Here is a 24,114-nt window from a genome sequence, read left to right as displayed (position 1 = left end):
GGTTCAACAAACGCACTTGGAGAATCCTGACTGTCCGGGAGGTATCGACTTCTGGGGGCTACTTGATGAGGTAGATCGTGGCGAACAGCCCGATCCACACGACATCGACGAAGTGCCAGTAGTACGACACGACGATGGCGGTCACGGCCTGCTCATGGGTGAAACGACGGGCGAGATAGGTGCGCCCTGAGAACGAAGAGGAACGCGATCAGGCCGCCGGTCACGTGAATGCCGTGGAAGCCGGTGGTGAGGTAGAACATCGTGCCGTAGGCAGAGCTCGGGATGGTGACGCCCTCGTGGATCAGCTCGGCATACTCCAGCGCCTCGGCCGCCGATGAAGATGGCGCCCATGATGTACGTGAGGATGAACCACTCACGCAGGCCCCAGCCGCCGACGTTGAGGACCGAGCCCAAGCGCGCGACTCGGCCGCGCTCGGCGGCGAACACACCGAGCTGGCAGGTCACCGAGGACAGCACCGGGATGATGGTGTTGGCCGTCGAGAAGGGCACGTTGAGGAGCTGTGTCTCCTGCGCCCACAGGTCGGGACTGGCCGCCCTGATCGTGAAGTAGGACGCAAACAGGGCTGCGAAGAACATCAGCTCACTGGAGAGCCAGATGATCGTCCCCACGCTGACCATCGAGGGTCGGTCGTGGTGCCCGTGCAGCCGGGATGCCGGAATCGTCGCTTGTGCTGTCGCCACGGACCTCATTATGTCGGTAGCCGACCGCGAGGGCACCCCCGACCCCCTGACTTTCGACGTCATATTGTTCACACCGTGGTGAACACAGCGTTGACGACCGATCTGAACCTGCCCGAGTTCACCCTCGGACGGGTCTTCACCGACTGGGGGATCGACCCCGTGCCGTTCGTCCTGACCATCTGGATCGCCGGGCTCTATCTCGTCGGCGTGGCGGTGCTCCGACGTCGCGGTGACGCGTGGCCGCTGGGGCGGACCCCGGCGTTCGTGGTCGCCGGCATGGGCTCGTTCTTCTTCGCGACGGCGTCCGGGATCGGGCGCTACGACACCACGCTGATCAGCGTGCACATGGTCCAGCACATGATCCTGTCGATGGTCGTGCCGCTCTCGCTGGCTCTCGGCGCGCCCGTCACGCTCGCCCTGCGGACGCTGCCGCCCGCTCCGCGGCGCTGGCTCCTCGCCGTACTCCACTCAAGGGTCGCGAAGGTGCTGTCCTTCCCGCCGCTGACCCTGCTGGTCTATGTCGTCTCGCCGTGGGCGCTCTACTTCTCCGGTTGGTACGCCGCAACGCTGGCCTCACCACTCGTGCACGAGCTCATGCACGTGCACCTCGTCACCGTCGGCGCGCTGTTCTTCTGGCCGCTGATGGGGATCGACCCGCTGCCCGGTCGCGTCGGCTACCCGTTCCGGGTGCTGCTGACGGTGTTGACTCTGCCGTTCCACGCGTTCCTCGGCGTGACGATCATGGGCCAGACGACGATCCCGGGGGAGGAGCACTACCTCGAGCTCCGCGAAGGGCCGATGGGCTCGTGGCTGCCGCCGATGCTTGACGACCAGCACCTTGCCGGTGGGATCCTGTGGGGGTCGGGCGACCTGATCGGGCTGGTGTTCTTCGTGGTGCTGTTCGTGCAGTGGGTGCGGTCGTCCCATCGCGAGGCGGCTCGTGAGGACAGACGGCTCGATCTCATGGAGGCGCGTGCGGCAAAGGTCCCGCGCGACCGTTAGCATGCAGAGCGTGAGCGCCCTCAAGGTCCTCGTCTACAGCGACGACATCGACACCCGCCAGCAGGTCATCCTCGCCCTCGGTCGGCGACCGCACCCCTGACCTGCCCGAGCTCGAGTACGTCGAGGTCGCGACCGAACCGGTCGTGATCCAGAACATGGACGCCGGTCACATCGACCCGGTCATCCTCGACGGCGAGGCCGTGCCGGCCGGTGGTCTGGGCATCGCCAAGCAGCTCAAGGACGAGATCTACCAGTGCCCGCCCGTGCTGGTGCTGACCGGCCGCCCCCGGGACGCCCGGGCTCGCCACGTGGTCGCGCGCCGAGGCCGCCGTGCCGCACCCGATCGACCCGGTGCAGCTCGCGGAAGCCGTCGTGTCGCTGCTTCGGGCGCGAGTGCCCTGCCACCACTGCCTGATCCTCAAGGATTCAGCCAGATCCGCCTGCCCAGCCGGGCAGCAGCCATCATGATGGCCGGGATTCCGAGGACGACCGGGTTCGTCAGCAGGAGCGCGAAGGTGTTCGAGTGCCGGGCGCGGTCGCTCGGAACGAGCAGGATGTCTTGGATCGACCCGACGGTGATGGCGCAAGCCTGAATCGCCAGCACCGGGGCGAACGCCGCCTGCGCTATCCGCCCCATTGACCTTGCCGAGAACACGAAGGCGGGCGTGACGCAGGCCAACACTTCGAGGGTGTAGCGGTAGCCGTAGAACGAGTCGCCGCCCGTGAACTCGAGCAGGGTGGCATGGACGATCGTGTAGACGACTCCGCTCACAGCAAGAGCGCGTCCAGTCGGGCAGGTCTCGCCACGATCGCACGACCGCCCCCGGGAGTACGACGAGGAGAGGGGTCCAGATCAGGATCCCACGGTCGGGTGCGACCCACATGCCCAGCTGGTTGATGATGAAGCTGTTGCCGCGGTCTACGTCCGATGTGTACTTCCCGAAAGCCGCCGTGGGGCTGAGCGAGCCGAAGGTGAACAAGTTCCAGATAGAGGTGGCGGCTACTCCCGCGAGGCAGACGATGCCCAAGGAGAACGGGACCCGGAAGGAGCGGCGGGACACCCACAGCATCAGCGCTACGCAGCTGAAGATCACGATCGTGTGCGGCCGAGCGGCGATACAGATGCTCGTGAAAACGCCCGCCATGAGCCACCGCTCCTTCGCCGCGCTCCACGCGAAGCCGCAGATGCCCATGACGGTCAGGGTGTGCGGCCACATGCCGTTGGCACCGACGCTCCACACAGGCGTTGTGAAGCCGAGAACGACAGAAGCTAGGACGGCTTCGCGTTTGGACACTCGATCCCGTAGGGCCAAGTACGCCAGCACGAGTGCCACAGCCGATATGAACGCGGCAGTCAGTGCGCCGAGCCCAAGCGTGAAATCAGCGGAACTCGCCAGCCAGTACGCGGGAACGGCGGCGGCAACGACGCCGGCCGGTCTGGCAATCACCTCATCGCCTGTGCTCAATTCTCGGACCCAGATGTCCCTGAGCGGGTTGTCGTCGAGCGGCGGCATGGGAAGTCCGCCGATGACCGGAGAGCCGGTGGTGCCAAGCAGCCGGGATCCGAACTGGGCAGCCCAGGGCGTCTGCTGACGTCAGTGAGTACCCTGCAGTGCCGGCATAGGCGGCGAATGCACTCACGAACAGCAGGACTGGCACCAACCAGTCGCTGGTCGTGCCTGTCGTGCGACGCTCCGGAGCGGTCTCAATTGCAGTCACTGGAAAAGTATGGCGATCCGACGCTCTCTTTGTAGGAGGTTCCAGACATCGCGGGGTCACGCTGGACGCGCCATCAGCACCTGACTCTTGGCTACTAGCCTGATCGCATGACGACCCGGCCCGATGTGCTCTCGACCTTGACGGCTCGCCGCGACCTGTCCGCGGAGCAGACGGCCTGGGCGATGGGCCAGATCCTTGCCGGTGAGGCCACCCCTGCCCAGATCGCTGGGTTTGCGGTCGCGCTTCGCTCCAAGGGTGAGACCGTCGCCGAGGTGACCGCCCCGGCCGACGCCATGCTGGCCGCCGGCAATTCCATCTCCGTGGATGGTCGACTGCTCGACGTCGTCGGCACGGGCGGTGACCGCTCGATGTCGGTGAACATCTCGACGATGGCGGCGATCGTCGCGGCTGGAGCCGGTGCGCGCGTCGTGAAGCACGGCAGCCGGTCCGCGTCGTCGACGTCGGGCTCGGCCGATGTGCTCGAGCAGCTCGGCATCCGGCTCGACCTGCCGGTGTCGCGGGTGGCGGAGGTTGCTGTGGAGGCGGGCATCACGTTCTGCTTCGCCGCCGCGTTCCACCCGGCGATGCGGCACGCCGCCGTGCCGCGGCGCGAGCTCGGCATCGCCACCAGCTTCAACCTGCTCGGCCCGCTGACCAACCCGGCGCGGCCCGCGGCGCAGGCCATCGGCTGCGCCGACCCGTCGGCCGCACCGGTGATGGCCGGTGTGTTCGCTTCCCGTGGTGTCGATGCCCGGGTCTTTCGCGGCGACGACGGGCTCGACGAACTGACGACCACCACCACCTCCACGCTCTGGGCGGTCCACGCTGGGTCGATCGAGCGATCGACTGTCGATCCGTCGTCACTCGGAATCGCTCGTGCGACGACCGAGGACCTCAAGGGTGGCGATGCTGCTCACAACGCAGAGGTCATCCGTCGGGTGATGGCGGGCGAGCAGGGACCCGTTCGTGACGCGGTCGTGCTCAACGCCGGCGCCGCGCTCGCTGTGTACGGAGACCCGACGGGGGAGCCGATGTCAGCGTTGTCCGTGGGCATCGCGAAGGCTGCCGAGGCGATCGATTCCGGCTCCGCGCACATGACGCTCGAACGTTGGGTCGCGGCGTCGTCGCGCTAGGTGTCGCTTCCCGCATCGTCAACGGTAGTAGCCGTTCGCCAGCGCGAAGGCGTTGACAACCAGCAGGATCGCGAAGATGCCACCGATCACTCGGTTGTCGTTGAGCCACTTCGTGCTGAACACGTGCGCCTCCGGTCGGATGCGTTCGATGCTGCTACGCGATCACGAGCGACGCAACCCCCGTTCTGATGACGCGTCTCAGCCAGTCGGAGAGCTCAGGAGGGCGAAGTTCTCATCGGCCTCGATGACGGTCCAGCCCGAGTCGTTGGTCATGGCATAGCCCAGCGATGTGTCCGGATCGACGAGCGCGAGATCAGCATTGAGCTCAGCCACCCTGTCGTCCCAGCGGGGTCGGAGACGCAGGATGTCGGTGTTCCGTCGCAGTTCTGCTTCGGTGAAGACGTCGCCGTACCCGTGCATGACCGGGGAGAGCTGGGGATGTCGCCACAAGAAGTAGGCGCCGGTGCTCCAGTCGTTGAGCACCCGGGTGCCCTCCGGCTGAGCATCGAGTCGATTGTTGAGCCGGGTGGGAGCGGTCATCTTGTCCGAGCGGACCTGCACGACGGGCACCAGCACCGCGGCACACGCCGCGAGGATGGCGGTCAGCGCGAGGGCTTCGCGCCACTGGATCCGCGGCGCTTGCGGGACGAACTCCCGGAATGCCTCGGCCACCAGCGGTGCGAGCATCAACGCTGCGAGCGTCGTCATCCGGGTGGAGACGACCGACATGGCGCCAGCCAGTCCGACGACCATGAGGAGGTGCCGGGACAACGTCCGCCTCTTGACGGCAATCAGCAAGACGATCGCGAACATCGCGAGCAATGCGACGGCATACGGCTGCGTGAAGTCCGTTGGATCCCACTCGGCAAAGTATTTGGCGCGTGAGCCAACAGCGAACACCGAGCCGTAGATTCTCGGGCCGAGAGGCGTCACCATCACGACAACGGCTGAAAGCACGGGAATCAAGGCCAGCTTGCCGAGCTGTCGCGGCGTCAGCCTGCGCTCGAGCGCGAGCCCGAAGATCACGGCGAAGGCGATCACGATTGCGATCGGCCACAAGCCGTGCAGTGGCGCCCACACCCGGGCGAGGGCGATCAGCCACCAACGTGCCTTGCCATCCGCGCGGTGGCGAGCCGGGCGGTAGTGACGACGAGCGCGAAGAAGTAGCTGAACAGCTGTGGCCGTGCCGAGAAGCCGGGGCTGGCAGCCGAACAGGCGAGGATCGCCGCGAACGCGGCGGGTAGTGGAGCGGTCGTGACACGGCAGCACACGAAAGTGGCCAAGGCGATCATGAGCACCAGAAACCGGCCACCCACATCACGCCAGCGAGACCGGCACGGTCCTCGACGCTGGCCAGCCCGATCTGGGCGAGCCACTGGGTGGGGAGCCAGTCGGCTGTGTCGAATGGGCTGAGATGCCCGGGGTTACGGATAGCCCAGCTGCTCAGGAGCTCGTGTCCTATCCGGAGGTGGAAGTAGCCGTCGGAGCCCAATGCCGGCTTCGTCTGCCCCCGGACCAGTCGCCGAGAAGGATCGCGATGACGGCGACTGGGAGCACGCGTCGCACCAAGGTGGTGATCATGGCGAGAGCTCGAGTACCCGGGAGCCACCGACGCGATCGAACCCGACCCGGTCGTAATACGGCGCCACCATCTCCGGCGACGTGACGACCCGGCGATAGCCGTGGCTGCTGAGCATCCCGCTCTTGCGCCAGATGAACTCGCCGGGGGAGAAGTCGCGGTAGCGCGGGGTGACGTAGTCGAGGAGCACGTGGGCGCTGTCGCCGACGGCCGTCAGCAGGACGACGCCGACCGTCTCGTCACCGCGCGTCACGAGGAACGCGTCCCGGTCATCGGCACCGGGGTCATGGATGAAAGCGGGATTGAAGCGCAAGATGTCGGCGGCGTGGACCCGCAGGATGTGGCGCAGGTATTCGTCGTCACCGCGGACCTGCAGCACCTCGAAGGCCGCCTCGTCGTGGCGTTCGCGCAACAGCTTGAGGATGAACCACAGGTTGATCGCCGCCAGCACGATGTTCATGCCGACCATCGGCCGGGCCTCGAGAGCCCAGTTGAAGACCGTCAGGATGAGGCACGCCGCGAGATTGAGGACGCGGAGCCGGATCAACCTCGACTGGAGCAGCGAGTACACCGGGAGTGCACTGCCGCCCCAGCCGAGGATGTCGAGCCAGTGGTCGTAGAGCCGGGTCACGAGCGGAGACTACTGCCGACGTCGGTTGCGAATGACCGTCACGGCGACGGTGCCGCCACCTTCTTGTCGACCAGCGGGTTGCCTGCCGAGTCCTTGATCACGGTGTTCTTGAAGACGATCACGTAGGTGCCCTTCTTCAGGCGGCCCTTCGGGTTGATCACGGCCAGCTTGCCCGCCTTCTTCACCTTCACCTTGGCCTTGACGACCTTGAACTTGCCCTTGGCGTTTGCGCTTGAGCTTGACGGTCTTCTTGCTGATGCCCTTGACCCGCTCGCTGAAGACCACCTTGAGGTCGGACTTCGCCTTCGGCTTGCCGGGCTTGATCTTGAGGACCTTGGGCGGTACGGCGTCGATCCGGAAGGTCCGGTTGACGCTGGTGCCGAGGGTCTTGCCATTCGAGTCAACGGCCGTGACCTGCCACGTGTACGTAGCAGTCGCGAGTTCGGACGGGGCGAGAGCAGTCGCGACCGTGGGAATGACCTGACTGGTCCCGGAGTCGGTTCGCAGGGATACCTGATAGCTGGTGGCACTGGGACATCGCTCCACTCCATGTAGCTGGAAATGCTGCCTTGGAGCGACCCATGACCGGGGGAGAGGAGTTCCGGCGCAGCGCCGAGGGATATGAACCCTGGCTGCGCTCCACGGGCCCGGATTGTTCTTCGAGTCCAGGGCGTCGCACGCGCCAGATATAGGGCGTCGCTGACGCCGGGATCGGTTCGGTCGGTGTGTAGGCCGGGTTGGCAACACGAGCCCGGATGATGCGGTTGGCGGCGGAGAACCCTGCATCGTTGTTCGCATAGACCTCGACCTCATAGCCGGATGCGAATGCCTGCGGCTGCCACTCCAGAGCAACAGTCCCGGGTCGAGCCTGACCACTGATCGGCGAGGTCTGGACCACGTTGGGACTGGCCTTGGTCAGTGAGGCGGTCGAGGACCGGGTCAGCGTGTTGTCCTGCGCATCGATGGCCCGGACCCGCCAGAAGAGCGTGCCCTCGGGGTAGAGCCGGTCACCCGATGTGAAGGTCGCTTGGTCGACGATCGCCTCATCTAGTAGCGGCGGGGCAAAGCTCGGTTCGTTGTCCACCCGGATGCGGTAGATCTTGGCGGACTGCTGGCCCAGTTCGCCGTAGGAATTGACACTTCGGTTGGTGTCGAAATAGTCCTGCCAAGCGAACGTGATATCTGATCCCGCAGGGTCGGACGAGATGAGGTTCGTCACCGCTGGTGAGGACTTGAGGAAGCTGTGCGCTCCTGAGAGCGGTGGGTTCCGCTTGATGGGGGCTCGGCCCGCACGTGTTGTCGTTGCGGCATGGGATGACATACCAGAAGTAAGGCTTGCCCGCCTCGCTGTCGGCCAGAGCCTTGGACTCGTCGGTCCCCGAGTTCAGCGCGAAGAAGTGGTTGGTGGTGGCGTATCGCTCGATGCTCGGCATGGGAGAGAACGTGAAATTCTCGTCCACCCCGATGACGACCTTGTAGTAGTCAATTCCCGGCATGCGATCCCACGTGAACACCGGCGTCGCCGACATCGCAGCACAGGTGGGTGCGCCGCAGCCTTGTGCACCATTCACGGCACCTGTCCCTGTCATGGCGACCTTGAGGCCAGTGACGGTGCTGAATGAGGTAAACGGTTGGCTTGGTGCGCGCGGTCCCCATCTCACCTTCTGGGGAGTGGACACGATCCCCGGCACGCCCCCTTGCGGGTAGGGCTCGTCGAGGGGCGCTCACGCGCCAGTAATGGAGGGTCCCGGGGGACAGTCCGCACGTGTGGGTCTGGAAGTTCGTGAAGCGAGGAGCGAAAGTGGTGTTGGCCGTGTAACACACGGTCGTGAAGGCGGGCGAGAAGTTTGCGTCGGTGGAAACTTCGAGCATGTACTGAGTCGCATGTTGGACCGGAGTCCAACTGTAGAAGTACCGCTCCCCATCGCTTGCGGGAACGGCCGCGTCGGCCACCGACTCGTCCCCGAGAGGCCATTGTGCTTGGGGCGTATCGAGCCAGTTGCGCTGGAAGCTGGCCCGTCCCGACGCCCACTCGGTGGGCTGACCTGCCAAGTCAACGGCGCGCACGCGCCACCAGAACTGGTCGTTGAACAAGGTCGTCTTGGGCGAGAACCGGGTTCCGTAGAGATTCTCGCCCTTGAACGCGAAGTTGTTGAACGTTGAGTCAGTGGCGACACGGAGGTCGTAGTAGGCGGCTTTGGCACCGGCTCCCAGTCGAAGATGACGTCCTCAATGGCTCCGTTGATGTCATCGAGTGGATAGATCAACGTCGGCGCGGGCAACGCAGTCAGAATAAAGCTCGAAGCGGCCGACGGCACGCTGGTCAGGCCTTGGCCGAGGCTGGCGGTCACCCGCCAGAAGTAGTCCCCAGCGGGCAATGCCTCGGGCAGCGAGAAAGACGTGTTGCGGGTGTTGTAGCTCTTCGCGCCGATGAAGTCGGCGTCTCCGTCCACCTCGACGGTGTACATGGTGGCTCCACGGCTGGTCTGCCAGCGCAGGAGAGGCGGGCGGCCGGGCTGAGGCAGCACTTCGCCGTTTGCCGGAGAAGTCGGAACGGGGACGGAGACGGCGGAGACGGAGAAGGTCCCCGCGGCCCGAGAAGGCTGGGCCCCGTCCTTGACTGCGGTCACGCGCCAGTACTGCGTGCCCGCAGACAGGTGTGTCATTGGCACGAAGCGCGAGTTGCGAGTCGTGGTCTGCACCTCGGGGGAGGGGAAGCCAGCGTTGTTGTCGACCTGGACTGGTAGGACGTGGCCCCGCTGACGCGGCTCCAGTGAGGACCGGAGTGCTCGGAATTGGGCATCGTCACCTTCAACCCCGTGGGCGCTTTCGCGTGTGCGGGCACGACGACGCTGATCGGCGAAGTCACGACGGCGAGGCGCGGCGATGGCCGCGACGATGTGGCTGCTGCGTCGAAGCGCAGAGAATTGGTAGCGCATGCTGTCCCCTCGAGCGGATGTGCCGGTCGCTGAACGCTAAGGGCTGGCCGGGCCGCTCGTCGGTGGAATGCCCAAATTGGTGGTCGGAACTCCCTCGCTGTTGGGGAGAACGGATACGGTCACGTCATGATCACCGCCATCGTCTTCGTGAAGGCCGACGTCGCCCGCATCCCGGAGGTCGCCGAGGTGATCGCGGCGCTGGACGGTGTCAGCGAGGTCTACTCGGTGACGGGCCAGATCGACTTGATCGCGATGATCCGAGTCAGCAAGCACGAAGACATCGCTGCCGTGGTCGCCGACTCGCTCAACAAGGTTGAAGGCGTTACGTCGACGGAGACGCACATCGCGTTCCGCACGTTCTCGTGACACGACCTCGAGTCTGCGTTCTCACTGGGACTCGATTGAGCGAGTTTGGCTCGATCGAAATAGGAGCAGGTAGCCCGCTCCGATCAACACCGGAGCGACAACCAGAAGCAGGAAGTTCCAGTGGCGCCCGTCGTTGTAGGGGCCATCGGCCTCGCGCAAGCCCACGCACAAGAGACACAAATACGTGGTGGTGGCCAAGAGGATCAGGAGCGCCCGGAGCAACAGGCGCGGCGCATCCGCACCCCGTTCCAGCGCTTCGCCCGCCATCATCACGATCCCCACGAGCAGGGGCAACTCGTAGCGACCTTGCCACGCGACACCCAACGAATCATAAGTCGTCCAGGTCGCCACGACGGGAATGAGGATCGATATCCCGAGCGCCACCGCTCCGGCGATCCGCTCCCGCTTGGAACTAGTTAGAGCGCCCCGGCCGAGGAGCAGAACTAGGGGTACCAGCCATAGCGCGTATACCCCCGGCCACAGTATGTCGAATCGGTTCGGCATCACACCGATGGTCTGGAAGATCCAGAGGATGACGTGTGCCGCCATGGGGATGGATTTGGTCTCTGCCACCAAGGGCTCATGGGAAGTCGGCGAGCCCGGGGAGAAGAGCAGAGTCCAAGCAATCGTGAATGTCATCACTGTTAGGACACATCCGATGCCGGCGACCCACGCGCGAGGCCGAACCACCAGAATGCCTTGCAGGCCCCCCAGCCGACGAGGCAAAGCATCGTCAGGACGGCAGCACCCACCCAAATGATCCCCGTTGTGTGGGTTAGCACAACGACGCAAGCCCCCACTGCACTGGCGGCGGGAGCTGTTGGGGAGCGGCTGTCGGCCCGAGACGAAAGTAAACCCGCCCACAACAGAAGGCCCGCCGCATAGCTCATGCCGTTCGGTGCCGCGACGGTCGTGGCGAAGATGATTGCCGGGGTCAACGCCACGAGGAAAGCCACGCAGGGCCAGTTAGTTCTTCTTCGGGACGCGACCAGAACCCACCCCCAAGCCATCATCAAGGCTGACAGGACGCCGCCGAGAGCTCGCACGGCCCATGCGCCAACTTCGCCCTCCGGGATCTTCAGGGGCGTGCCCACAACGGCGTAGTAGAGGGGGTTGTAGAGGGCAACATTGCTCCGAATATCGACCGTTCCGTCGGAATTGAGGTGCTTGGGTGTGCAGAACTCCGGCTTCAGGCCTTCGCGCAACTTGAGGCACGTGGGCGTAGTGGCGTTCGCCAAGTCCCTTTGAACCGTGACGATCAACGGATCCTCGTACCGCGGCAGGTCGGCTGGCAACCAATGTCCCAATCCAACGTTCGATGCACGCAGGAGATGCTCAATCTCGTCGGGGCCGCGAAACATCGGGAGGGCTGTCATCCAGGCGCTCTGAAGCAGGAGGACACCGGCGAACGCGGCCATGAACACGGAACGCACGGTCCGCGCGCCGGGTGGGTAACTGCGAAAGTCACGAGCGAGAGAATCCCATGCCGCGCGCCCTGCCGAAGTCGATCGGCTGGGAAAGTCGTGGCGAATCAGCGCGCCGGACGATGTATCGGGCCGCCGGTCAGACCCATCTCATCGAAGGGCACGAGGGACCGTCGGGATTCTTCGACCACGTCCAAGACCGAGAGGTGACGCGTGGCGCCGCCGACAGGGCAGGCCCATTCGCCGGCCACGTCGATGAGGCGGATGCCCGGTGCTTCCAGCCAGCGGAGCACCTTCTCTGTCTCCTCGGCCGTGGCGGCCGGCACCGGACCGGGGGCCGTCGACACGGTCTCCGCGCTTGCCCGGAGCTGATCGACGTAGTGGTGGGCATCGGCACCGGCCGGGATCACGCCCGCGGCGGCCAGCCGCCCGTGGCGCACGATGTGCACGGCCCATCGGTTGTCGTCCTCGCGGCGAGCGGCGACGATCTCTGGACAACGAGTCACCGCGGAGAGGCGTTGAGTGCGTGCCGCAGCGCGCACGAAGGTGGCCAGCCGGTCCCGGTGCACCCCTGCGTCCTCGAACCGGTCGAGGTCGGCCAGCGATGTCATCCGTCGCTGGATGGCGTCAACGACCTCATCGGGGCGATGGAGCAGGGTGTCTCGAAGCTGACGGACCACTGCGGCGTACGTCGCGGTGTCGGTGCTGCCATCGCATGGGGACAGACAGCGGCCCATCTCTGCCAGCACGCAAGGAGCGCGGGACGGGCGAGCGCCGAACGAGTCGGAGCACTGTCGGATCGGGGAACGTCTCGTGGAGGGCGGCCGGGCACTTCTCCGCGGTCTTCCCGGAGGAGAACGGGCCGAGGTAGTCGGCATCGTCGTCGAGCACTCGGCGGACCGGGGACAGCCGGGGCCGGGGCTCGCGGGTGAGCTTGACGAAGTGCATCTTCTCCGGGAACCGCGACCGGCGATTGTATTTCGGTTTGTGCTCGGCGATCAGTCGAAGCTCACGGACCTCCGCCTCCAGCGGGGTGGCGCAGGTGATCGCACTGACCGACTGGGCGAGTCCCACCATCTCGCCGATCCGGGTGCGCGTCTCGGAGCCGGTGAAGTAGGAGCGGACGCGGCTGCGCAGGTCCTTCGACGTCCCGACGTAGAGCACCCGGGCGCGATCATCGCGAAAGAGGTAGACCCCCGGGGCATGCGGCAGCCCCTCGGCGAGGTGGCGCTTGCGCCGTTGGGCGGTGGAGACCTTCGAGGTGAAGGTCTGCAGCTCCTCGAGAGTGTGGACGCCCAGTCCGCCGAGGCGCTCCATCAGCCCGTGCAGCACGTCGACGGTGGCGCGGGCGTCGGAGAGCGCGCGGTGGTTGGGGGTCGTGGTTGCGTTGAACACCTGTGCCAGCGATGAGAGCTTGCAGTTGGGCGCGTCGTCGCGTGTGATCACCCGCCCGGCCAGCTTGGCCGTGTCGAGCACCTCGAAAGTGGGCCACGTCAGGTCCTGCACCGCCGCGAAATGACGTAGGAAGCCGACATCGAAGGGCGCGTTGTGGGCGACGAGCACGGAGCCGGCCGCGAACTCGAGGAACGCGGGTAGGGCGGACTCGATCGACGGCGCGTCGCTGACCATGGAGTTGGTGATGCCGGTGAGGACGGCAATGAACGGGGGAATGGCCGCATGCGGGTTGACGAGTGTCTGGAACTCCCCGAGCACCTCGCCGCCTCGGACCTTGACGGCGCCGATCTCGGTGATCATCGACCCGGCTGCCGCCGAGCCCCCGGTCGTCTCCGGGTCGACCACACAGAAGGTGATGTCGCGCAGCGGCCGACCCAGCTCGTCGAAGCTGCGCTGGGCCTCCCATCGGGGACGTGGCTGCTGCCGTGGTGCTCATGTCCACGACGCTAGATCCGACCACCGACAACGGCGGGGAAGGCGCGCCACTAGGGTTGGCGTGTGACTTCACAGCTTCCCCGACGCGACCCAACGCTGGCGCTGCGGCGGATGCGGCAACCTCACACGCTTCGACGTGAAGCGGACCCGTCAGACGACCGAGTTCTGGCACTTCGACACGGCCGGCGAGCACCGAGGTCGAGTCGACTGAGGTGAAGGGCGAGTTCGTCGAGTCGGTGTCGTGCCGCTGGTGTGGGCGCGACGACGCGATCGAGGTCGTGGATCGCAACGAGGCAGCATTGGCCGACGATCCGACCACGCAGTCGCCCTCGAACTAGTCGACTGCCGTTCCGCATGCCCCCGGCAACCAACAAGTCCGACCGATCCCGGGAGCTGTCGGCGTCAGCCTGACCTCATGCGGCTTGTTGCTTGCCCCGGTGTCGGTGATCGGCGCCGACCTGATGTGGCTCGTCGCGATGGGCGACGACGTACGCCGCACGGGGGTGCTTCCAGACGCAGTGCCGTTCGCCGCAGCGCCCAGTCAGGGCTGGCCGCCGCCCCCGGTGGCGGCCGAGGTCCTGTTGTCGCTGATCCACGAGCTCGGACTGGCCGGATTGCTGGTCTGGCACTTCGTGGTCGTGGTGGGTGCGTTGGTGGTCGTTGCGATCGACACACGGCGTCGAGGAGCGACAGACGTGTCCACGGCGCTGACGCTGGTGGTACTGGTGCTCGGCGGTGCGGCGACGTTCGCAGTCGTGCGGCTGCAGACCTTCTCGTTGCTCTTCTTCGCGTTGACCCTCTTGCTGGTGCGCGATCAGCACCGCAAGCCGGGGCGGGCCATGTGGTGGGCCCCAGTGCTCGTGGCGGTCTGGGGCAACCTGCACGGTTCGGTCCTCTTGGGTGTCTGCGTGATGGGTGCACATCTGCTGTTCTCGCGGTTGACTCGACACCCGAACGAGACGATCGCGCTCGGGGTGGCGACGCTCGGGGCGCTGTTCCTCAACCCGGCTGCGTGGCGCACTGCTGACTATTACGTCGGAGTGCTGCAGAACGAGGCGGCTGCCGGGGGCGAGGGCCTGTGGGCGGCCCCATCTGTGGGGAACCCGTTCGACGTGTTGATGGTCGTGGGAGCCCTGATCCTCGGCGTGCGCGCTCAGGCAGCGATTGCCGCTGTGGGAGTACGTCGCGTTGGCTGGTCTGACCATCGCCACGGTCATCGCCGCGCGCAACGGGATCTGGTTGCTGCTGTTCCCTGGCGGCACCGTCTGCATCGATGATTAGCAGACCTGCCGCCGATCACCTGAACACCGGCAGACCCACGCCTCGCGCGTCGGCAGCCGTCGTCGTCGCGATGGTGCTTTGTGCGGGTGTGCTCGCGTTCCGCGCGCAAGCCATGGCCGACGCTGATCAGGAACTGGCAGCCGACGTCCCGGCATCCGCGCCGGGCATGGTGGTCCTCGCGCCGGAGCCGGCGGTCGAGAGCCTCGCCGCTGAAGGGGTTCGGGTCTGGCTCAGCAACCCCCTTGATGCCTTCAGTCAGGAGCATCAGAGCGCCTACCCGGACTTCCCGGCGGGTCGTCCCGGGATGTCGGTGGCCGTGGATGCGAGTGACGCCGTGTTGGTTCAAGAAGGGTCACCGCCCGACGGAGCGATGGCCGAACTCGAGGAATTCGAGCGCCATGAGCTCGAGGCGGATTGGCTCCTGTACCTGCGGCGCTGATCGACTCACGGGGCATGAACATCATCAGTGTCGGTGCTCGATGTCATGGTCCGTCCCATGACGACACGAATCGATTGCGACACCTGTCTGGTGCGTGGGCTGGCCTGCCACGACTGCATGGTCACGGTGCTGCTCGGCCCGCCCCCCGAGCTCACCTTCGACGACGACGAGCGCCGCGCCCTCGAGGCGCTCGCTGATGGGGGACTGGTGCCGCCGCTGCGGCTGGTGCAACCCGTCTGCGGCCCCATCGTGGAGAGCGCCTGAACGGATCCCGTCAGTCACGTCAGCCCCGTGAGCCACACCACACCGACGACACGGACGAGTTTGTGGGGCGGAGATTGGCAGGGCCGCCGCTCGCCGACTACTCTGACCGCTCTGGTGTTCGTGGAAGTGGGCCACTCGGGTCCGCGCGAACACCGCGTCGAGTTCGATGCCGTTGGCCCCCGTCAGCGGCTCGGAGCCGGGGAACCACCGCTCGTCTGGGGTGAATCGCCTTCAAGGACATGCGCTCGCGCATGGCGGAGGAGGCGTAGGGCATGTCGTGCCCGAACCCGTCAGCTCACCCGGCAGACGTACGACAACCAAGGGAGAACACCCGCTCGTGAATCACGACCGGATGCGACTCGGCAGCGCCTTGCTGGGAATCACCGCCATCGCTGCAGTCGCCATCATCCCCGTCACGCCCGCCCAAGGCCGATCCTGACATCAAGGACGTCCGGGCCAAGGTCGACCGGCTCTACCACGAGGCCGAGCAGGCCTCCGAGCGCTACAACGACGCCAAGCTCGACCTTGCCGACCTCCGCAAGGACCTCGCGGCCCTCCGTGCCGACGAGCAGCGCCAGAGCGACAAGCTCGACGCCGTCCGCGACGAGGTCGCCGACTCCATCCTGCGCGGCTACCGGGGGTGAGTCGATCTCCACCGTCGGCCGGGTCGTCGTCTCCGACGACCCCGCCGCCTTCCCCGGGCCAGCTCTCGACCATGTCGGGCTTCAACTCGCTCCGGGACAACATGTTCGACGCCTACTCGACCGAGCTCGAGGCCCTCGACCTGCGCAGCGAGGCCACCGCTGATCGCGCCGCCGAGATCGCCGACACCACCGACGAGCTCGCCGCCGAGAAGAAGACGATCGACGAGAAGCTCGCCGACGCCGAGGACCTCCCCGGCCGACCCGGAGGCCGAGGAGCGCGAGCTCCTGCTGACCTCGCGCTCCGGCTCGACCCGGATGCCCGCTTCGCTTCCCGCCTCCGGCCGGGCCGCCGCCGCGATCTCCTACGCAATGGCGCAGGTCGGTGACGCCTACGTCTACGGCGCCATGGGCGACAACGCCTTCGACTGCTCGGGCCTCACGATGCGCGCCCGGGGCGCCGCCGGTGTCGGCCTGCCGCACTCGTCCAGCGCCCAGTACGGCTCCGGTCCGCACATCTCCGCGAGTGCGCTCCAGCCCGGCGACCCGGTCTTCTACTACAGCCCGATCAGTCACGTCGGCATGTACATCGGCAACGGCCTGATCGTGCACGCCGCCAACCCCTGGGACCGGTGTGGCCGTGTCCGGCCTCTACTCCATGCCCTACGTCGGCGCGGTTCGCCCCGGCTGAACGCCCGACCTCGAAGACCGGTCGCCCACGTTGGTGGGTGGCCGGTCTTTCGTTGTGTGTGGGGCTGGTTGCGGTCGGACTGTGGTTCGTCCGTGATGAGCCCTATCGCGCCGACCTGACCGATGCCCCTGCGGCGCCGACCGCGATGGTCGGTGCGGCGGCCTCGTCGGTCCAAGACCCGGTCGAGGCGCTCGAGGCCGGCGATGCGGCCGCAGCCTCCGCTCTTGGGCCGCGCAGCGACTCCGAGGCCCGGGCGTTCCCGGCCGACGTGGCCGACAATGCGCGCGACCTCCGTCTGCGGGACATCAGCGCGCGGTACGTCGACGAGGTCGGCGCTGTCGGGCAGGACGGCTCCCCGGTCCGCGGCAATCGACCTGTCCCTGGGCCCTCCAAGGATTCGACCGGGAGCCGGCGCACGCCGAGGTGATCGTCGACTTCGCCCCCGACGGCGAGCGCGCCGCCATCACCGGGCTCGGCGGTCCGGGTCGCATCTCGCCGCTGTGGCTGGGTGGACGGCTCGCCGTGCGCCGTACGCCCCAGACCACGGTGATGGCCGCCGGCCCGCAAGCCGGACGCCGGGCAAGGGCTTATCTCCAGCGCGTACGCCGCGCGATCCCCGTGGTCCGGCGCGTGCTGCCGCAATGGCGCCCGTCCGTCGTCGTCGAAGTGCCGGCGAGTGCCGCCGAGCTGGACCGCGCCCTCGATGTCCCCGACGGGACCTATGCCGGCATCGCGGCCGTCACGGCGGCCGCCGACGGCGTGGCCCGCTCGGGTGCGCCCGTCCGCGTGTTCGTGAATCCGGAGGTCACCGGGCGGCTGCGTGGCGCCGGGGCCCGTGTGGTGATCAGCCACGAGCTGGTGCACGTCGCCACTGGCGCCACGTCCGCAGTGCTGGACCCCCGGCTGCTGGAGGGCTTCGCGGACTACGTCGCTCTTCGCGACGTTGATCTTCCGTTGAGCATCACGGCCGCCCGCGCCAGCGAGCGTCCGTCGCAACGGCGTGCCCGAGCAGCTGCCGGGCACGGCCGAGTTCGACACGACCTCCACGGACCTCGAGGCGACCTACGAGCTGGCCCGGCTGGCGTGCATCGAGGTCGCCCACCGGGTCGGGGAGAGTGGTCTCGTGCGGGTCTACGACGAGGCGACCGACGGGGCGACGACGGCCGAGGCGCTGGCGTCCGTCGGGTTGACCCTCGAAGACGTGGTGCGCGGCTGGCAGCGCCGGCTCAGGGGTCTTGCGTGACCGCTCGCCGGTGCTCCGTGGTCGTGATGCTGGTCGCGGCGATCGGCTTCACCGTCGTCGCCGCATTGTGGGTGCCGTGGCATCCCGTGCCGGGTGGTGCACCCGGCGCCGTACGACCCGAATCGGTGTTCACGGCGGAGCAGATCAGGCGCGGCGAGGACTACGCCTCGTGGGGCGCGCACCTGAGCCTGCTGTCCCCGGGGATCAGTCTGGTCGTCACGTCGGTGCTCGGCTTCAGCAGTGTGGGGGAACGGGTGGTCGCGCGGCTTCCGGGCAAGTGGTGGGCCAAGGTCGTCCCGGGTGTGCTCGCGATCAGCCTGATCGGGCGTATCGCCACGCTGCCGTGCAGCGTCATGCTCCAGCGGCATCGGCTCGCCAACGGGCTCAGCACCCAGTCCGGCTGGGCTACGCCCGTGACGTGGCGACCAACGAGGCTGTCGTGGTCCTCACCACCTCGATCGGACTGCTGGTCCTGCTCGGTGTCGCCCGGCGCTGGAAGCGGGCCCGGCCGGCGATCGCGGCGGGCCCGGTCGCGGCGTTGGTCGTGCTCGGCTCCTTCGTCTATCCGCTGCTCGTCGAGCCGCTGTTCAACGACTTCACCCCGCTGTCCGATGAGTCGCTGCGATCCGAGATCTTCGCGCTCGCGGACCGGGAGGGGGTGCGCATCGACGACGTCCTGGTCGCGGACGCGTCGCGGCGTACGACCACGCTCAACGCCTATGTGTCCGGCTTCGGGAACACGCGACGGGTCGTGGTCTACGACAACCTGATCGAGTCCCTGCCACGCGACCGGGCGCTGTCGGTGATCGCCCACGAGCTGGCGCACGCGCGCCACGGCGACGTCGTGATCGGTACGGCGCTGGGTGCCCTCGGCGCCGCGGCCGGAGTCGGCCTGCTGGGGCTGATCGTGAGCTCGGGCTCGCGACGTGGCTCCTTGATGGGCCCGAGGATGGTGCCGTTCGTCCCGGCGCTGACCGTCTGGGGAAGCCTCGGCGGCCAGTCCGCTGGAGAGCGGCATCAGCCGGCAGATCGAGACGCGTGCCGACGTGGACGCACTGAAGGCGACCGGTGATCCGGTCGCCTTCGTGGAGATGCAGAAGATGTTGTCGTTGCGGTCGTTGTCCGACTCGACCCCGCCTGCGGTGATGCAGTGGTGGTGGGGGAGTCACCCGACGACGCTCGAGCGAGTTTCACTGGCGAAAAGTTCTTGAACTTGCGACCTGTTCAGGCTGGCGAAGCACAAAGGGTCGGCACCGTGAACTCACGGTGGCGACCCCTGTGTCGGAACTGGTCAGAGCTTGCCAGCGATGCTCTCGAACAGAGTCGTGAGGTTGCCACCAAGGAGGGTGACAGCGGCGATGATCGCAACGGCGATGAGCGCAACCATCAGGCCGTACTCGACCGCTGTGGCGCCCTCTTCGTCCTTGCGGACGGTGAGCATGAAGGTGATGAGCTTCTCGATCATGTGCTTCCCTAACGATTGATGGGATTAGCGTTTCGGGCCCTCGGAGACCTCGAACAAAGCAGAAGTCTGCTTGAAGCCCGCTCGCACCGCATGGAGTGATCGGACGAAAAGTCCGATCCTTTATGAGTAGGGAGCCTGTTCAGCGCCCGGCTCCCGGTCGCGCCGCTACGGGGCAAAAACGCCGGCGGGAATTGCGAACAGTTGGGTCACGCTGACTCCGAAGGCCGTGACGCCGACGATGATCGTGATCGCGATCGCGGCCACCATGAGGCCGTACTCGACGGCGGTGGCTCCACGCTCGTCGCCCATTCGAGTGAAGATGCGTCCCCACATTGAGATCCTCCTCATGATTCGTCCCGAGCTCCGGATGAAGAACAAGGGCCGACATCGTGGAGACCCACGGCGTCGGCCCTTGTTTCAGAAGATCTTCAGAGCTTGCCGGCGATGCTGTTGAACAGGGTGGTGAGGTTGCCACCCGGGAGGGTGACAGCGGCGATGATCGCGACGGCGATGAGTGCAACCATCAGGCCGTACTCGACGGCGGTGGCGCCCTCTTCGTCGTTCTTGCGGCCGGTGAGCATGAGGGTGATGAACTTCTCGATCATTGTGATTCCCCTAGAGAGTAGTGAAGTCAGTGTATTTCGGGCCCGGGGGACCCGGTGAGAAGAAGTCTGCTCGAAGTCGGCTCGTATCGGATCGGGTGATCGGTCGGGACCCACTAGTCCCATTTGACTACCGTGACCATGCCCACTGGACTGGACTGGGTGGCACTGACGTGCACGCGCGGCTGACCGATCAGAACCGCTGCGGTGCGAGGTGATCCAGAAGGCCCATGCGCATCGCGGTCACGAGTGCCTGTGCGCGGTTGGCTGCACCTAGCTTCTGATAAATGTGGGTGATGTGCGTCTTCGCGGTGGACTCACTGAGATAGAGCCTGCTGGCGATCTCCCCTGTGCCGAGACCGTCCGCCAGCAGCGACAAAACTTCTGCCTCCCGCCCCGACAGTGTGGGCGTGGACGGGCTGCTCGCGCGACGCATCATGGCGACCGCAAGGCCCGTGCACAGGAAGGTACGTGGAGCGACAGCGGCATGCTTTGCTGCGCTCACCACCTCAGTTGCTTTGCTGTCCTTGCCCACGAAGGCAGACGCGCCAGCCTCCATCGCTGCGAAGATGTGGTCGTCTCCAGCGTGCATCGTCAAGACGACGAGGCCAACGGTCTCGCTCTCAGCGCGCACGCCTCGCACGATGTCCAGACCATGCCCGTCGGGCAGCTGCAGATCCGTGACCACGACGTCGGGCTTGAGCTCCGCATAGCGGGCAAGGCCCTCGGCCACGGTGCCGGCCTGACCGACCACGGCGGTCTGCTCGTCCCGCTCGAAGCGCGCGCCAGCCCGGCGAATGAGCTCGTGGTCGTCAACGAGGAGAACGGTGATGGTCACGAGTCTCGGTCCTTTCGGGCGGGGTGGTTTCAGTGGAACACAGCAGGACGACGGTTCCGCCGTCCTGTCGGGGCGAGACGGTCAGCCGCGCCCCGATACGTTCGGCACGTTCGGTCATGGTCTGCAGACCCCAGTGCCGCTCGCGGGGCACGGCGTTGCCGACGCCGTCGTCCTCGATCCGCAGGGTGATCCCGCCTCGAGTCGGAGGACAGCGAGACCCACAAGTTCATGGCACGGGAGTGCTTGCGCACGTTGCCGATGGCCTCTTGGGCGACCCGGAGCAGCTCGGACTCGATCCAGCTGGGCAGGGGGACCGGATTCATCGAGCAGCAGGTGGACGCGCAGGTCGGTCCCGTGGCTGACCTCCCGGACGTACTCGGCCGGGGCGCCGGAGAGTCGGTGCTCTGCGACATGGTGGCGCAGGTCGAAGATGGAGAAGCGGAGCTCGGTGACGACCCGGCTGATCTCGTCGCGCAGCGCCGCCGCCAGTGCACGGGTCTCCGGCTCGTTCGAGAGGGTCTCGATCTCGTCGACGATGTAGCCGAGAGCGACGACTTCCTGAGCCACGCCGTCGTGCATCTCACGCGCGAGACGATTGCGCTCCTCAGCGGTGGCGATCAAACGGACGTCATCGAACAGGACTGCGGTGTCCAGACGTACGACGTAGTCGTCGGCGATCTCCTGCGCTGATGCACGCTCGGCGTCGGTCCAACCGGACGACCTGATCAACAGCACGGTTCCGCGGACCTTGTCGGCGCTGCGCAGCGGAAGCTCCGCGACGTCCGGGAGGGTCCTGCTGGACTGGGCGAGCTGGTCGCGCAGGGCGAACATGGCGGCCGCATCCCCATGGAAGGAGAGCAGGCTGACTGAGTCGTCGGTTCCGTGCACGAACACGGCAGACGACTCCGCGCCGGTGGCTGAGCGCAGTGCAGCCTCCAGCTCCGCCGCCAGCTGGGCGCTGTCGAGGCCGAGCCGACCTCGCTGGGCAAGCTGGTGGAGCTGGGACATCAATTGGTTTGCTGCGACGTAAGGCGCCTGGCGAGCCTCGAGGATGCGCACCGAACGCGACTGCCAACTGGCCGGGATGCCGGTCCCCAGACCGACAACAAGCCATGGTGTGGCGCTGGCGAGACGACCGAGCTCCGCCGACGTCGGCGTGACGCTCACTGTGACCAGTACTGCGACGACACCGGTGACAACCGCGTTGATCGTTGTCACGAGACCATGGCGCACGCCCGCCACGATCGGCGGGACGGCGAGATAGGCCAGCAGTGCAGGCTGCTCGGGCGCACTCACGAGCAGGATCGCGGTCAGTACGGCCTCGGCGATCGGCAGGAGCTTGGAGCTCCGGGGAGGTCAGTCCCCACTCGAGCGCGCTGCAGACCCCCGCAATCAGGGCAAGCGCGGCCGGGAGCGGGGCAGCCCGGCCGAAACTTCCTGCGCTGAACAACATGCCGGTCGACAGGGCGATGGTGAAGATGCGGATCGCAGTCGTGACCCGCCATGTTGTGAGTGAGCTGAGCGGTGCGCTGTGACTTTCAATCATGGCGGGACGACGGACGTCGGCTCACAGGTCGCTGAACGTCTCGGCGATCTGGATGCCTGCCGGCCCGAGGATCACGATGAAGAGACAGGGCAGGATGAACAACACCAGCGGAATCATGATGCGCACCGGCACCTGCTGGGCCTTCTCCTCGGCACGCTGGCGGCGCTTGACCCGCATCTCCCGGCTCTGAATTCGCAGCACGCGACCGATCGGAATACCGAGGCTGTCGGCTTGCACCATGGCCAGACAGAAGGACTTCAGGTCCCTGGATCGAAGACCTCTCCGACATGGCCCGCATCGCTTCGGTCCGGCCCACGCCCAACTGCATTTCTTGTAGCAGTCGCGAGAATTCCTGAGACAGCGGGCCGGTGGTGTTCAGGGCGACCCGGCTCACCGCAGAGTCGAACCCGAGGCCGGCCTCGACGGAGACCGTGAGCAGGTCGATCGCGTCCGGGAGCGAGTTGCGCATGATCTTCGAGCGCTTCTCACCAGCGTTGTACAGCAGGACGTTGGGAAGTACGTAACCGAACGCGGCCGCCAGACCGGTCACGATGATGACGCGGTAGAACAGCCAGCCGGCAGCGAGCAGGTAGAGGAACCCGAGGACTCCGAGACCTGCCATACCCAGCACCTTGAGGCCGATGAGGCGGTTGACGTCCCACCCGGAAGGGTTCCCGGCGATGTCGAGTCGGTGCTGGAGCTTGTCAGCTGTGTCGGCCCGCACGAGCTTGCGACCCGTGTTGACGAGGCGATCACCAAGCGGACCGAGCACTCGTTCGGCGAACGGGCGCTCGAGCTCTGCCTTGAGTGATTCGGGAGCGCTGTCGAGGGCCCGGATGGCCGCCACGCTGCGCGCCACGCCGCGACGTTCACCGGTGGCCACCCCAATCAGGGAAAGAGACAGGGTCAGTGCCAGAAACACCAATCCCGCGCCAGCGAGCAGGTACATGGAACTGGACATCTGTCAGACCTCGACATTCGCGATTTTTGCCATCATGAACGAGCCGAGCCCAAGAAGAATTACCACGACGGCCAGCATGATGTACCCGGGGAAGGTGGTGTAGAGCAGCTCGATGTACTCGCGGTTGACGAAGTACATGTACAGGCCGATGAGCGGGGAAGCCCGGTGAGGATGTAGCCCGAGAGGCGGCCTTCGGCGCTCAGGGCCTTCACCTGCCGACGCAGGTACTCGCGCTCACGCAGCGTGCCGGCCACGGTGTGCAAGATCTCGGCCAGGTTTCCACCGACCTCCCGCTGGATCCGAACAGCCATCACCACCCAGTCGAAGTCTTCACTCTCCATCCGCTCACCAACGCCTTCCAGCGCGTCCGTGATCTCGACGCCCAACCGCTGCTCGACGAGAGCTCGTCGCAACTCACTCGCCATTGGCTCGTTGCCTTCTCGCACGACGGTATCGACTGCTTGAGGAAGGGATAGGCCCGCCCGGAGCCCGCCCGCCATCAGACCCAGTGTCTCCGCGAGCTGGGCGTTGAAGGCGGCCAATCTGCGTCCGTGACGCCACTTCAGGTAGACCCACGGCACGACGATGCCGAGCAGGAGGCCAAGGACGCCCATCGCGCCGCCCAGAAGGAAGAAGAAGATGGCAGCCGTACTGATGGCCATCGCCGCGTGCAGGAGCACCCATTCTGCGGCGGTCAGGGACGAACCGGCGCCAGTCAAGCGCTGCGAGATGCGCGTCTCAAGGTCCCTGTTGACCAT

At 66.4% G+C, this 24,114-nt stretch carries 33 protein-coding genes, 1 pseudogene and 1 riboswitch; of the genes and pseudogenes, 14 read left to right on the top strand and 20 right to left on the bottom strand.

Annotation, left to right across the window (positions count from 1 at the left end; all coding sequences use genetic code 11):
- Positions 1–58: 58 nt before the first annotated feature.
- Both LP418_RS32075 and LP418_RS01065 read right to left on the bottom strand, forming a co-directional pair.
- The gene (locus LP418_RS32075) at positions 59–130 is read right to left on the bottom strand and encodes a hypothetical protein (RefSeq protein ID WP_442940208.1); all 72 of its coding nucleotides are present in this window, start codon (positions 128–130) and stop codon (positions 59–61) included.
- 11 nt (positions 131–141) lie between these two features.
- The gene (locus LP418_RS01065; protein WP_442940077.1) at positions 142–702 is read right to left on the bottom strand and encodes a cytochrome c oxidase subunit 3; all 561 of its coding nucleotides are present in this window, start codon (positions 700–702) and stop codon (positions 142–144) included.
- Positions 703–792: 90 nt separating this feature from the next.
- Here LP418_RS01065 and LP418_RS01060 point away from each other — a divergent pair, with 90 nt between their 5' ends.
- The 4 genes from LP418_RS01060 to trpD all read left to right on the top strand — a co-directional run bounded on the left by LP418_RS01060 (position 793) and on the right by trpD (position 4,556).
- Entirely contained in the window at positions 793–1,704 is a 912-nt protein-coding gene (locus LP418_RS01060) for a cytochrome c oxidase assembly protein (RefSeq protein WP_257954921.1), read from the top strand.
- A 143-nt stretch (positions 1,705–1,847) separates the two neighbouring features.
- Positions 1,848–2,297: a hypothetical protein gene (locus tag LP418_RS01055; RefSeq protein ID WP_442940076.1), complete on the top strand. Its 450-nt coding sequence runs from the start codon at positions 1,848–1,850 to the stop codon at positions 2,295–2,297.
- Between the two features lie 289 nt (positions 2,298–2,586).
- The gene (locus LP418_RS01045) at positions 2,587–3,297 is read left to right on the top strand and encodes a hypothetical protein (protein WP_257954919.1); all 711 of its coding nucleotides are present in this window, start codon (positions 2,587–2,589) and stop codon (positions 3,295–3,297) included.
- A gap of 233 nt (positions 3,298–3,530) precedes the next feature.
- Entirely contained in the window at positions 3,531–4,556 is a 1,026-nt protein-coding gene (trpD, locus tag LP418_RS01040; protein ID WP_257954918.1) for an anthranilate phosphoribosyltransferase, read from the top strand.
- A 198-nt stretch (positions 4,557–4,754) separates the two neighbouring features.
- On the opposite strand, the gene LP418_RS01035 is transcribed toward trpD, so the two are convergent.
- The 5 genes from LP418_RS01035 to LP418_RS01015 all read right to left on the bottom strand — a co-directional run bounded on the left by LP418_RS01035 (position 4,755) and on the right by LP418_RS01015 (position 7,985).
- On the bottom strand, positions 4,755–5,615 hold the full coding sequence (locus LP418_RS01035) for a hypothetical protein (protein ID WP_257954917.1): 861 nt from the start codon (positions 5,613–5,615) through the stop codon (positions 4,755–4,757).
- Between the two features lie 35 nt (positions 5,616–5,650).
- Complete coding sequence (locus LP418_RS01030) at positions 5,651–5,839, bottom strand: hypothetical protein (RefSeq protein ID WP_257954916.1); 189 nt, start codon at positions 5,837–5,839, stop codon at positions 5,651–5,653.
- Between the two features lie 294 nt (positions 5,840–6,133).
- Positions 6,134–6,766, bottom strand: coding sequence for a YgjV family protein (locus tag LP418_RS01025; protein WP_257954915.1), 633 nt, complete (start codon positions 6,764–6,766; stop codon positions 6,134–6,136).
- A gap of 38 nt (positions 6,767–6,804) precedes the next feature.
- Positions 6,805–6,957: an Ig-like domain-containing protein gene (locus tag LP418_RS01020; protein WP_257954914.1), complete on the bottom strand. Its 153-nt coding sequence runs from the start codon at positions 6,955–6,957 to the stop codon at positions 6,805–6,807.
- A gap of 209 nt (positions 6,958–7,166) precedes the next feature.
- Positions 7,167–7,985: a hypothetical protein gene (locus LP418_RS01015; RefSeq protein WP_257954913.1), complete on the bottom strand. Its 819-nt coding sequence runs from the start codon at positions 7,983–7,985 to the stop codon at positions 7,167–7,169.
- 1,846 nt (positions 7,986–9,831) lie between these two features.
- On the opposite strand from LP418_RS01015, the gene LP418_RS01010 reads away from it, so the two are divergent.
- The gene (locus LP418_RS01010) at positions 9,832–10,071 is read left to right on the top strand and encodes an Lrp/AsnC family transcriptional regulator (RefSeq protein WP_257954912.1); all 240 of its coding nucleotides are present in this window, start codon (positions 9,832–9,834) and stop codon (positions 10,069–10,071) included.
- A gap of 21 nt (positions 10,072–10,092) precedes the next feature.
- On the opposite strand, the gene LP418_RS01005 is transcribed toward LP418_RS01010, so the two are convergent.
- The 4 genes from LP418_RS01005 to LP418_RS00995 form a co-directional block, all read right to left on the bottom strand.
- Complete coding sequence (locus LP418_RS01005; protein ID WP_257954911.1) at positions 10,093–10,620, bottom strand: hypothetical protein; 528 nt, start codon at positions 10,618–10,620, stop codon at positions 10,093–10,095.
- 95 nt (positions 10,621–10,715) lie between these two features.
- Positions 10,716–11,489, bottom strand: a complete 774-nt coding sequence (locus LP418_RS01000) for a DUF2142 domain-containing protein (protein ID WP_257954910.1) — start codon at positions 11,487–11,489, stop codon at positions 10,716–10,718.
- Between the two features lie 113 nt (positions 11,490–11,602).
- The gene (locus tag LP418_RS30115) at positions 11,603–12,106 is read right to left on the bottom strand and encodes a hypothetical protein (RefSeq protein WP_336275872.1); all 504 of its coding nucleotides are present in this window, start codon (positions 12,104–12,106) and stop codon (positions 11,603–11,605) included.
- Between the two features lie 25 nt (positions 12,107–12,131).
- Positions 12,132–13,307 (bottom strand): DEDD exonuclease domain-containing protein, encoded by a 1,176-nt coding sequence (locus LP418_RS00995; protein ID WP_336276001.1) that lies wholly within the window; start codon positions 13,305–13,307, stop codon positions 12,132–12,134.
- 290 nt (positions 13,308–13,597) lie between these two features.
- Here LP418_RS00995 and LP418_RS00990 point away from each other — a divergent pair, with 290 nt between their 5' ends.
- From LP418_RS00990 to LP418_RS00975, 4 genes are all read left to right on the top strand, one after another.
- Positions 13,598–13,723 carry a hypothetical protein gene (locus LP418_RS00990; RefSeq protein WP_257954909.1) on the top strand — a complete coding sequence of 42 codons (126 nt, stop codon included), beginning with the start codon at positions 13,598–13,600 and terminating at the stop codon, positions 13,721–13,723.
- Positions 13,724–13,822: 99 nt separating this feature from the next.
- Positions 13,823–14,662 carry a hypothetical protein gene (locus LP418_RS00985; RefSeq protein ID WP_257954908.1) on the top strand — a complete coding sequence of 280 codons (840 nt, stop codon included), beginning with the start codon at positions 13,823–13,825 and terminating at the stop codon, positions 14,660–14,662.
- Positions 14,663–14,754: 92 nt separating this feature from the next.
- Positions 14,755–15,105 carry a hypothetical protein gene (locus LP418_RS00980; protein ID WP_257954907.1) on the top strand — a complete coding sequence of 117 codons (351 nt, stop codon included), beginning with the start codon at positions 14,755–14,757 and terminating at the stop codon, positions 15,103–15,105.
- 57 nt (positions 15,106–15,162) lie between these two features.
- A complete protein-coding gene (locus tag LP418_RS00975) occupies positions 15,163–15,369 on the top strand; it encodes a hypothetical protein (protein ID WP_257954906.1) in 207 nt (68 codons plus the stop codon).
- A gap of 160 nt (positions 15,370–15,529) precedes the next feature.
- A riboswitch (cyclic di-AMP (ydaO/yuaA leader) is annotated at positions 15,530–15,693 on the top strand.
- Between the two features lie 89 nt (positions 15,694–15,782).
- Here LP418_RS00975 and LP418_RS00970 read toward each other — a convergent pair.
- On the bottom strand, positions 15,783–16,025 hold the full coding sequence (locus tag LP418_RS00970) for a hypothetical protein (RefSeq protein ID WP_257954905.1): 243 nt from the start codon (positions 16,023–16,025) through the stop codon (positions 15,783–15,785).
- A 59-nt stretch (positions 16,026–16,084) separates the two neighbouring features.
- Here LP418_RS00970 and LP418_RS00965 point away from each other — a divergent pair, with 59 nt between their 5' ends.
- From LP418_RS00965 to LP418_RS00945, 5 genes are all read left to right on the top strand, one after another.
- Entirely contained in the window at positions 16,085–16,399 is a 315-nt protein-coding gene (locus tag LP418_RS00965; RefSeq protein ID WP_257954904.1) for a hypothetical protein, read from the top strand.
- A complete protein-coding gene (locus LP418_RS00960) occupies positions 16,329–16,820 on the top strand; it encodes a C40 family peptidase (protein ID WP_257954903.1) in 492 nt (163 codons plus the stop codon). Before LP418_RS00965 ends, LP418_RS00960 begins: the two co-directional genes overlap by 71 nt.
- Positions 16,821–16,846: 26 nt before the next feature.
- Complete coding sequence (locus tag LP418_RS00955; RefSeq protein ID WP_257954902.1) at positions 16,847–17,128, top strand: hypothetical protein; 282 nt, start codon at positions 16,847–16,849, stop codon at positions 17,126–17,128.
- Positions 17,129–17,701: 573 nt separating this feature from the next.
- Positions 17,702–17,944 carry a hypothetical protein gene (locus LP418_RS00950; protein WP_257954901.1) on the top strand — a complete coding sequence of 81 codons (243 nt, stop codon included), beginning with the start codon at positions 17,702–17,704 and terminating at the stop codon, positions 17,942–17,944.
- Between the two features lie 418 nt (positions 17,945–18,362).
- Positions 18,363–19,016 (top strand): M48 family metalloprotease, encoded by a 654-nt coding sequence (locus LP418_RS00945; protein ID WP_257954900.1) that lies wholly within the window; start codon positions 18,363–18,365, stop codon positions 19,014–19,016.
- A gap of 219 nt (positions 19,017–19,235) precedes the next feature.
- Here LP418_RS00945 and LP418_RS00935 read toward each other — a convergent pair whose 3' ends face one another.
- From LP418_RS00935 to LP418_RS00905, 8 genes and pseudogenes are all read right to left on the bottom strand, one after another.
- A complete protein-coding gene (locus tag LP418_RS00935; protein ID WP_257954898.1) occupies positions 19,236–19,409 on the bottom strand; it encodes a Flp family type IVb pilin in 174 nt (57 codons plus the stop codon).
- A gap of 165 nt (positions 19,410–19,574) precedes the next feature.
- Complete coding sequence (locus LP418_RS00930; protein ID WP_257954897.1) at positions 19,575–19,742, bottom strand: Flp family type IVb pilin; 168 nt, start codon at positions 19,740–19,742, stop codon at positions 19,575–19,577.
- A 95-nt stretch (positions 19,743–19,837) separates the two neighbouring features.
- Positions 19,838–20,014, bottom strand: a complete 177-nt coding sequence (locus LP418_RS00925) for a Flp family type IVb pilin (protein WP_257954896.1) — start codon at positions 20,012–20,014, stop codon at positions 19,838–19,840.
- Positions 20,015–20,204: 190 nt separating this feature from the next.
- The gene (locus LP418_RS00920) at positions 20,205–20,849 is read right to left on the bottom strand and encodes a response regulator transcription factor (protein WP_257954895.1); all 645 of its coding nucleotides are present in this window, start codon (positions 20,847–20,849) and stop codon (positions 20,205–20,207) included.
- 114 nt (positions 20,850–20,963) lie between these two features.
- The gene (locus LP418_RS00915) at positions 20,964–22,145 is read right to left on the bottom strand and encodes a histidine kinase (RefSeq protein ID WP_257954894.1); all 1,182 of its coding nucleotides are present in this window, start codon (positions 22,143–22,145) and stop codon (positions 20,964–20,966) included.
- A gap of 271 nt (positions 22,146–22,416) precedes the next feature.
- On the bottom strand, positions 22,417–22,656 hold the full coding sequence (locus tag LP418_RS00910) for a type II secretion system F family protein (RefSeq protein ID WP_257957263.1): 240 nt from the start codon (positions 22,654–22,656) through the stop codon (positions 22,417–22,419).
- Positions 22,657–22,687: 31 nt separating this feature from the next.
- Positions 22,688–23,344: pseudogene (locus LP418_RS32070) on the bottom strand (DUF5936 domain-containing protein); the annotation flags it as partial.
- 71 nt (positions 23,345–23,415) lie between these two features.
- Positions 23,416–24,075, bottom strand: a complete 660-nt coding sequence (locus LP418_RS00905) for a type II secretion system F family protein (RefSeq protein WP_257954893.1) — start codon at positions 24,073–24,075, stop codon at positions 23,416–23,418.
- Positions 24,076–24,114: the final 39 nt, after the last annotated feature.

The organism is Nocardioides sp. B-3 (assembly GCF_024703895.1).
In the GTDB taxonomy this organism is placed as follows: domain Bacteria; phylum Actinomycetota; class Actinomycetes; order Propionibacteriales; family Nocardioidaceae; genus Nocardioides.
This window is presented reverse-complemented; position numbering and strand designations above follow the sequence as displayed.

Coding starts and splice junctions, on each gene's coding strand:
- LP418_RS00930 (WP_257954897.1), bottom strand. CDS start 19,742: ATGTGGGGACGCATCTTCACTCGAATGGGCGACGAGCGTGGAGCCACC.
- LP418_RS01045 (WP_257954919.1), top strand. CDS start 2,587: ATGCCCAGCTGGTTGATGATGAAGCTGTTGCCGCGGTCTACGTCCGAT.
- LP418_RS01010 (WP_257954912.1), top strand. CDS start 9,832: ATGATCACCGCCATCGTCTTCGTGAAGGCCGACGTCGCCCGCATCCCG.
- LP418_RS01000 (WP_257954910.1), bottom strand. CDS start 11,489: ATGGCCGCGTTCGCCGGTGTCCTCCTGCTTCAGAGCGCCTGGATGACA.
- LP418_RS00955 (WP_257954902.1), top strand. CDS start 16,847: ATGGTCGGTGCGGCGGCCTCGTCGGTCCAAGACCCGGTCGAGGCGCTC.
- LP418_RS00965 (WP_257954904.1), top strand. CDS start 16,085: ATGTCGGGCTTCAACTCGCTCCGGGACAACATGTTCGACGCCTACTCG.
- trpD (WP_257954918.1), top strand. CDS start 3,531: ATGACGACCCGGCCCGATGTGCTCTCGACCTTGACGGCTCGCCGCGAC.
- LP418_RS00935 (WP_257954898.1), bottom strand. CDS start 19,409: ATGATCGAGAAGCTCATCACCTTCATGCTCACCGTCCGCAAGGACGAA.
- LP418_RS30115 (WP_336275872.1), bottom strand. CDS start 12,106: ATGACATCGCTGGCCGACCTCGACCGGTTCGAGGACGCAGGGGTGCAC.
- LP418_RS00975 (WP_257954906.1), top strand. CDS start 15,163: ATGACGACACGAATCGATTGCGACACCTGTCTGGTGCGTGGGCTGGCC.
- LP418_RS00960 (WP_257954903.1), top strand. CDS start 16,329: ATGCCCGCTTCGCTTCCCGCCTCCGGCCGGGCCGCCGCCGCGATCTCC.
- LP418_RS01005 (WP_257954911.1), bottom strand. CDS start 10,620: ATGGCGGCACACGTCATCCTCTGGATCTTCCAGACCATCGGTGTGATG.
- LP418_RS00925 (WP_257954896.1), bottom strand. CDS start 20,014: ATGATCGAGAAGTTCATCACCCTCATGCTCACCGGCCGCAAGAACGAC.